Here is a 6,757-nt window from a genome sequence, read left to right as displayed (position 1 = left end):
TACTTCGACACTGTCCGAACCCGAGGTCGTGGACGAGCTGATCGAAAACCGCATGAACAGGCAGTAAGCATATGGGCGCAAGCACCCCCGATACGACTGCGACCGTCCTTGTGCTTTTGGGACCACCCGGCGCTGGCAAGGGAACTCAGGCGCGACTGCTGCAAGAGCAGTTTGGCCTGGTCCAACTGTCGACCGGCGACCTGCTGCGCGCCGCAGTGCAAGGCGGGACCGACGCCGGCGTGGCGGCGGATGCTGTGATGAAGGCGGGCGGGCTTGTCCCGGATGCCATCGTTCTGGACATCCTCGAAGAGCGGTTGCAACAGCCCGACATCGCCAGTGGCGTGATTCTGGATGGTTTTCCCCGGACCACGGCACAGGCCGAGGCGCTGGATGCGCTTCTGGCGCGTCACGGCATGAGCGTCGGCGCAGCCATTGCATTGACCGTTGACGACGACGCGATGGTCGAACGGGTGTCAGGCCGCGCCACCTGCGCCACCCGCGGCGAGGGGTATCATGACCGTTTCAAACCACCCGCCACCCCGGACACCTGCGACATATGCGAGGACGGCACCCTTGTGCGGCGGGCGGACGACAACGCCGAAACCGTCACCGCAAGGCTGCAAGCGTATCACGCGCAAACCGCGCCGCTCATTGACTATTTCGAGCAGCGCGGCGTGCTGCAATCCATCGACGCCATGGGACCGATCGATGACGTTGCCCAATCCATGCAGGGCATCGTGGGACAGATAAAAAACCAGGCCAGATAACTGGCGCAACGAAGAGGAGAATGGCCAATGGCCGACCCAACCAAGAAAACGGCACGCCGCGCCGATAGCGACGGGAGCGGCTACTGGACTGCCAATTTACGTCTCATCTACATATCCCTGGCCATCTGGGCACTGGTGAGTTTTGGTTTCGGCATCCTGCTGCGCCCGCTTCTGTCCGGCATCAAGATCGGCGGGACCGACCTGGGGTTCTGGTTTGCCCAACAGGGATCGATCCTTGTCTTTCTGGCGCTGATTTTCTTCTACGCCTGGCGCATGAACAAGCTCGACCACGAATACGGCGTCGACGAGGAGTAAACAGACATGGACCAATATACCCTTAACCTGATCGTTGTCGGCGCGAGTTTCGCGCTCTACATCGGTATCGCAATCTGGGCCCGTGCCGGATCGACGGCTGAATTCTACGCCGCCGGGCGCGGCGTGCATCCGGTCATGAACGGCATGGCCACCGCAGCCGACTGGATGTCTGCGGCCTCCTTCATCTCGCTGGCGGGCATCGTTGCCTTTGCGGGCTATCCGGCCAGTGCCTATCTGATGGGCTGGACCGGCGGTTACGTGCTGCTGGCGCTGCTGCTGGCGCCGTATCTGCGCAAGTTCGGCAAATTTACCGTACCCGAATTCATCGGCGACCGGTTCTACAGCCCAAGCGCGCGTCTGGTTGCCGTGGTCTGCCTGATCATCGCGTCGACAACCTATGTCATCGGTCAGATGACCGGTGCCGGCGTTGCGTTCTCGCGGTTTCTGGAAGTATCCAACGAAACCGGCCTTTATATCGGCGCGGCGATCGTCTTCATGTATGCCGTTCTGGGCGGCATGAAGGGCATCACCTACACGCAGGTCGCGCAATATTGCGTGCTGATCCTGGCCTATACCATTCCGGCCATCTTCATCTCGCTGCAGCTTACCGGCAATCCGATCCCGCCGCTGGGTCTGTTCGGCGACAGTGTGACAACCGGCGAACCGCTGCTGGGACGTCTGAACGAGGTGGTGCAGGAGCTTGGCTTTGGCGCATATACCGCGCAGGATGGCACACCATCGGCGGTCATCAACATGTTGCTGTTCACCATATCGCTGATGATCGGTACTGCCGGTCTGCCGCACGTCATCATCCGCTTCTTCACCGTTCCGCGGGTCGCTGATGCACGTTGGTCGGCGGGTTGGGCGCTGGTCTTCATCGCGCTGCTCTATCTGACCTGCCCTGCTGTGGGTGCCATGGCGCGCCTCAACATCATCGATACGCTGTACCCCAATGGCACAGCGGAACAGCCTATTGAATACGAGGCGCGGCCCGACTGGATTCGCAACTGGGAAGTTACCGGGCTTATCACCTTCGACGACAAGAACCACGACGGTCGCATTCAATACTATGATGACACCAATGCGGAGTTTGCAGCCCAGATCGCTGATCGTGGCTGGGAAGGTAACGAACTGGACGTCAACCGCGACATTCTGGTGCTGGCCAACCCCGAAATTGCGCAACTGCCCAGCTGGGTGATCGCGCTGATCGCGGCGGGCGGTCTGGCGGCGGCGCTGTCAACGGCGGCGGGTCTGCTGCTGGCGATCTCGTCGGCGATCAGTCACGACCTGATCAAGGCGACGATCAATCCGAATATCTCGGAAAAGGGTGAATTGCTGTCGGCCCGGATATCCATGGCTGTCGCGATTGCGGTGGCCACCTATCTTGGCCTCAATCCTCCGGGCTTTGCGGCGCAAACGGTGGCCTTGGCCTTTGGTATTGCGGCCGCGTCGATCTTTCCTGCGCTGATGATGGGGATCTTCTCGAAATCCATCAACAACAAGGGTGCGGTCGCCGGCATGCTGACCGGTCTGATCTTTACCCTGGTCTACATCTTCATGCACAAGGGCTGGTTCTTCATCCCGGACACCAACCAGTTTCCGGATACGATCTCCGGATCGCTGTTCGGAATTCAATCCACCGCGATCGGTTCTGTGGGTGCGGCGCTGAACTTCCTCGTGGCCTGGCTGGTGTCGCGCAGCACCGAACCGACACCCCAGCATATCCGGGATCTGGTCGAAAGCGTTCGCGTTCCGCGCGGCGCCGGGGCTGCCAGCGACCATTGATCCTGCCGCCGGGCATCCCTTGTGGTGCCCGGCGCAACCACACCACCTCCCTGCCCGCCCCCTGGCGGGCAGTTGATCTTACAAAGGCAGCCATTCATGAGCATCGCTGATTTCCTTGCCGGCGTTCACCCCTGGGACCGGCTCCCGGTGGCGGATCTGGGCGCAGTGGCTGCGGTGACCCAACCGCACAGCTTTGCTGCGGGCGAAGCGATCTATCGCGCAGGCGACCCCCTCAAGGGCCTTTATATCATTCGCTCGGGCGAGGTTGAGGTGACCGATCCGGATGGTGCCCCGCTGTCCTCGCTGGGACCGCGCAACGTCTTTGGTGAACGTGGGCTGATGCGCGATGGCGCCGCCCTGACCAATGCCCGCGCTGTCGCTGCCACCGAAATCCTGCTGCTGCCGACACAACATTTCCGCGCCATGATCGACCGCGATGCGGCGATGCATGACTTTTTCGCCAGATCGCGCCCGCCGCGCGCGCTTCAGCGCAGTCTGACCCAGACGCCGGTCGCCGCCTTGATGTCCAAGGCCCCGAAGGCGGTCAGCCCGGACACGACATTGGCCGAAGCGGCAGTGATCATGCGCGATGACAGGATATCTTCGCTGATGGTGGTCAAGGATGGCGCGCTCTGCGGCATTCTGACGACCCGCGATATTTCCGCCCGCGTGGTGGCCGAACGGCTTGACCCCGACACGCCGGTCAGCCGCGTCATGACCGCCGATCCCGTCACCCTGCCCCCCGACGCCATCGGCTCGGACGTGCTGCATCTGATGATGGAACGGGGCATCGGCCATGTTCCCATCGTCAGCGAAGCCGGGCTGGCCGGGGTCGTCACCCAGACCGATCTGACACGGTTTCAGGCCGAAAGCTCGTCCGAGATCATCAGGGACGCCGCCCACGCGCCGGATGCGGATGCGCTGGCCGATATCACCCGGCGGATCCCGCAACTGCTGGCGCAACTGGTCGGCGCGGGGCACCGGCACGACGTGACCACGCGCCTTGTGACCGACATCGCCGATGCCGTCACCCGCCGCCTGCTGGCGCTTGGCGAGTCGCATCTGGGGCCGGCGCCGGTCCCTTATCTCTGGCTTGCCTGTGGCAGTCAGGGCCGGCGTGAACAGACCGGCGTGTCGGATCAGGACAATGTGCTGATGCTATCGGATGACGCGACCGAAGACCACGACGCCTATTTCTCGGACCTCGCCCGCTTTGTTTCGGACGGCCTGAACCATTGCGGCTATGTTTTCTGTCCCGGCGACATGATGGCCACCAACCCGCGCTGGCGTCAGCCGGTCCGCATCTGGCGAAAGTATTTCCAGGGCTGGATCGCACGCCCAGACAAAGAGGCGCAGATGCTGGCGTCGGTCATGTTCGACCTGCGCCCGATCGGCGGCGATCACAGCCTCTATGCGGGATTGCAAACTGAAACACTTGCAGAATCCGCGCGAAATTCGATCTTCGTGGCGCATATGGTGTCCAACTCCCTTGGCCATGCGCCCCCTCTCGGGCTTTGGCGGGGGCTGGCCACCGTGCGGTCGGGCGAACACCGCGACCGGATCGACCTGAAGCTGAACGGCGTCGTGCCGATCGTCGATCTGGGGCGCATTTACGCCCTGCGCGGGCAGTTGACGGCGGTCAACACAAGAACGCGGATCGAAAGCGCGCAGACGGCTGGGGTCATCTCGGCCAGCGGCGCGCGCGATCTTCTGGATGCCTACGACCTCATCGCGCAGACCAGACTGGACCATCAGGCACTTCAGGTGCGCCGCGGCGAGGCCCCCGATAATTTCATGGCACCCGCGACGCTCAGCGATTTCGAGCGCAGCCATCTGCGCAACGCCTTCGTGGTTGTGCGCACAATGCAATCGGCACTGGCACAGGGCCGCGCCTTGCCATAGCGGCGCGCCGGTCGCGCCAAGGAGAAGCCATGCTATTCGAACTCATTGCCGTAATCGTGGCCGGTGTCGCCGCAGGGGGCGTGGTGATGATCGTGCGGCGCATCATCCCTGCCCTGCCCCGCTGGCTGGTTCCGGTGGTTGCCGGTGCGGCGATGCTGGCAGTGTCCATATCGCTGGAATATTCGTGGTTCGCGCGCAATTCCGCCGCGCTGCCCGAGGGCGTCAAAGTGGCGACCGTCCATGAAAACAAGGCGTTCTGGCGGCCCTGGACCTATGCTTTCCCGTATGTTGACCGCTTCATCGCCGTTTCCCAGACCGGTGCGTTAGAGAACGAGGCCGCCGAAGGTCAGAAAATGACCAGCCTCTATATCTTTGGCCGCTGGACCCCGACGCGGCGCATCAGGGCCGTTTTCGATTGCGAGTCAGGGCGCAGGGCCGATCTGCTGCCCGGCCTTGTTCTGGGCGAGGATGGATCAGTCCCCGACTCCGCCTGGATCGACACCGGGCGCGACGATCCTGTCACCCGCACCGCCTGCGCGGAGGCATAGCACGTGCGCAGCAATCTTCGCCTTCGCATCCTGCTGCTCTTTGCGCTGATCGGCTCGGGCAATATCGCGGCCATCGCTGCGGGGGTTTTGCTTGCCTGGCGCCGCGCGCCCGATGCGCTGCCGGCCCTGACGGTTGCCGGGCTGGTCGCGACCTTTGGCGCAGTGCTGGTCACCGTGCTGGTCTGGCTGCTGTTTGATGAACATGTCGCCCGCGCCATCACCCGTTTCACCGCCGCGCTGCGCACGCGGGCCCATGGCGGCGTGACCACCGATCTTGACGTCAGCTGCGTGCGTCATCTTGGCGATCTCGGACCTGCCTCGGGGGCGCTCTGCCGGGAACTGGCCGAGATGCACGCAAGCTTTGAATCGCGGCTCGACAGCGCGACCAGCAAGATGGAGGAGGAGAACGCACATCTTGCCGCGCTCCTGTCTGAAATCCCCGTCGCCGTCATGCTGCTGGACGAGGCGTTCCGGATCATCCTCTATGACCGTCAATGCGTCCACGCCTTGGGTCAGGTTGCCTCGCTCGGGCTTGGCAGGTCGGTGTTCGACTACCTTGATCGCGGCGCGCTGGAACGCGCGGTGGCCGATCTTGCGGCGGATTCCGGGCGTCACTTCCTCGATGTGGATCTTGCCACGGCGGACGGGCAAGGCACCGTCAGCACACGGGTCCGGCGCGCCTTGCAGGGCGGTGGGTTCATGCTCTCGATGGAGATCGAAGATGACATCATGGCCGAACGCCCGCTGGTCTTTGACTTTGGCCTGACCGACCGGGCGATGGACCAGCACATTGCCCAGACGCCGCTGTCGGCGCTGTCCTATGTGGTGTTTGATACCGAAACCACCGGGCTTGACATCACGCGCGATGAAATCGTTCAGGTCGGCGCGGTCCGGGTGCTGAGCAACCGCATTGTGCGGGGCGAAACCTGCGAAACCCTTGTCAATCCCGGCCGCCCCATCCCCGGAGAGTCGTCGCGCATCCACGGCATCACCAATGACATGGTCAGCCAGGCGCCAGACCCCATCACCGCCCTGCGCCAGTTTCACGGCTTTGCGCGCGATGCGGTGCTGGTCGCGCATAATGCGCCCTTTGATCTGGCGTTTCTGAAACGGCACGAGGCCGGGCTTGGGCTTGCCTTCGATCATCCGGTTCTGGACACGGTGCTGCTGTCAGCGGTCATCTTTGGCGAGGGGGAGCCCCACACGCTGGACGCCATCGCGGACCGGCTTGATATTCACATCGACGGATCGGCGCGCCATACGGCGATCGGGGATGCGATTGCCACCGCGCAGGTTCTGGTGCGGCTGTTGCCGATGCTGGAGGCCCACGACATCCACACCTTTGGCGATGCGACCACGGCAATGCGCCGACATGCGCGGCTGTTGCCAGACCTCAATCGACAGATCGCCCCGTGAACCTTGCCGGGGATGCGCCCCCGG

The 6,757-nt window shown here is 63.3% G+C and carries 6 protein-coding genes; all 6 read left to right on the top strand.

The window, feature by feature from the left end; all coding sequences use genetic code 11:
• Nucleotides 1-71: 71 nt before the first annotated feature.
• Entirely contained in the window at nucleotides 72-767 is a 696-nt protein-coding gene (locus FGD77_RS02120; protein ID WP_255005888.1) for an adenylate kinase, read from the top strand.
• A 27-nt stretch (nucleotides 768-794) separates the two neighbouring features.
• Entirely contained in the window at nucleotides 795-1,082 is a 288-nt protein-coding gene (locus tag FGD77_RS02115; protein ID WP_255005886.1) for a DUF4212 domain-containing protein, read from the top strand.
• 6 nt (nucleotides 1,083-1,088) lie between these two features.
• Nucleotides 1,089-2,867, top strand: coding sequence for a sodium:solute symporter family protein (locus tag FGD77_RS02110; RefSeq protein ID WP_255005884.1), 1,779 nt, complete (start codon nucleotides 1,089-1,091; stop codon nucleotides 2,865-2,867).
• 96 nt (nucleotides 2,868-2,963) lie between these two features.
• The gene (locus FGD77_RS02105; RefSeq protein ID WP_255005882.1) at nucleotides 2,964-4,769 is read left to right on the top strand and encodes a DUF294 nucleotidyltransferase-like domain-containing protein; all 1,806 of its coding nucleotides are present in this window, start codon (nucleotides 2,964-2,966) and stop codon (nucleotides 4,767-4,769) included.
• A gap of 29 nt (nucleotides 4,770-4,798) precedes the next feature.
• Nucleotides 4,799-5,317 carry a hypothetical protein gene (locus FGD77_RS02100; RefSeq protein ID WP_255005879.1) on the top strand — a complete coding sequence of 173 codons (519 nt, stop codon included), beginning with the start codon at nucleotides 4,799-4,801 and terminating at the stop codon, nucleotides 5,315-5,317.
• Between the two features lie 3 nt (nucleotides 5,318-5,320).
• The gene (locus tag FGD77_RS02095; protein WP_255005878.1) at nucleotides 5,321-6,733 is read left to right on the top strand and encodes an exonuclease domain-containing protein; all 1,413 of its coding nucleotides are present in this window, start codon (nucleotides 5,321-5,323) and stop codon (nucleotides 6,731-6,733) included.
• Nucleotides 6,734-6,757 lie beyond the last annotated feature (24 nt).

The organism is Roseovarius sp. M141, assembly GCF_024355225.1.
Lineage (GTDB): Bacteria > Pseudomonadota > Alphaproteobacteria > Rhodobacterales > Rhodobacteraceae > Roseovarius.
This window is presented reverse-complemented; position numbering and strand designations above follow the sequence as displayed.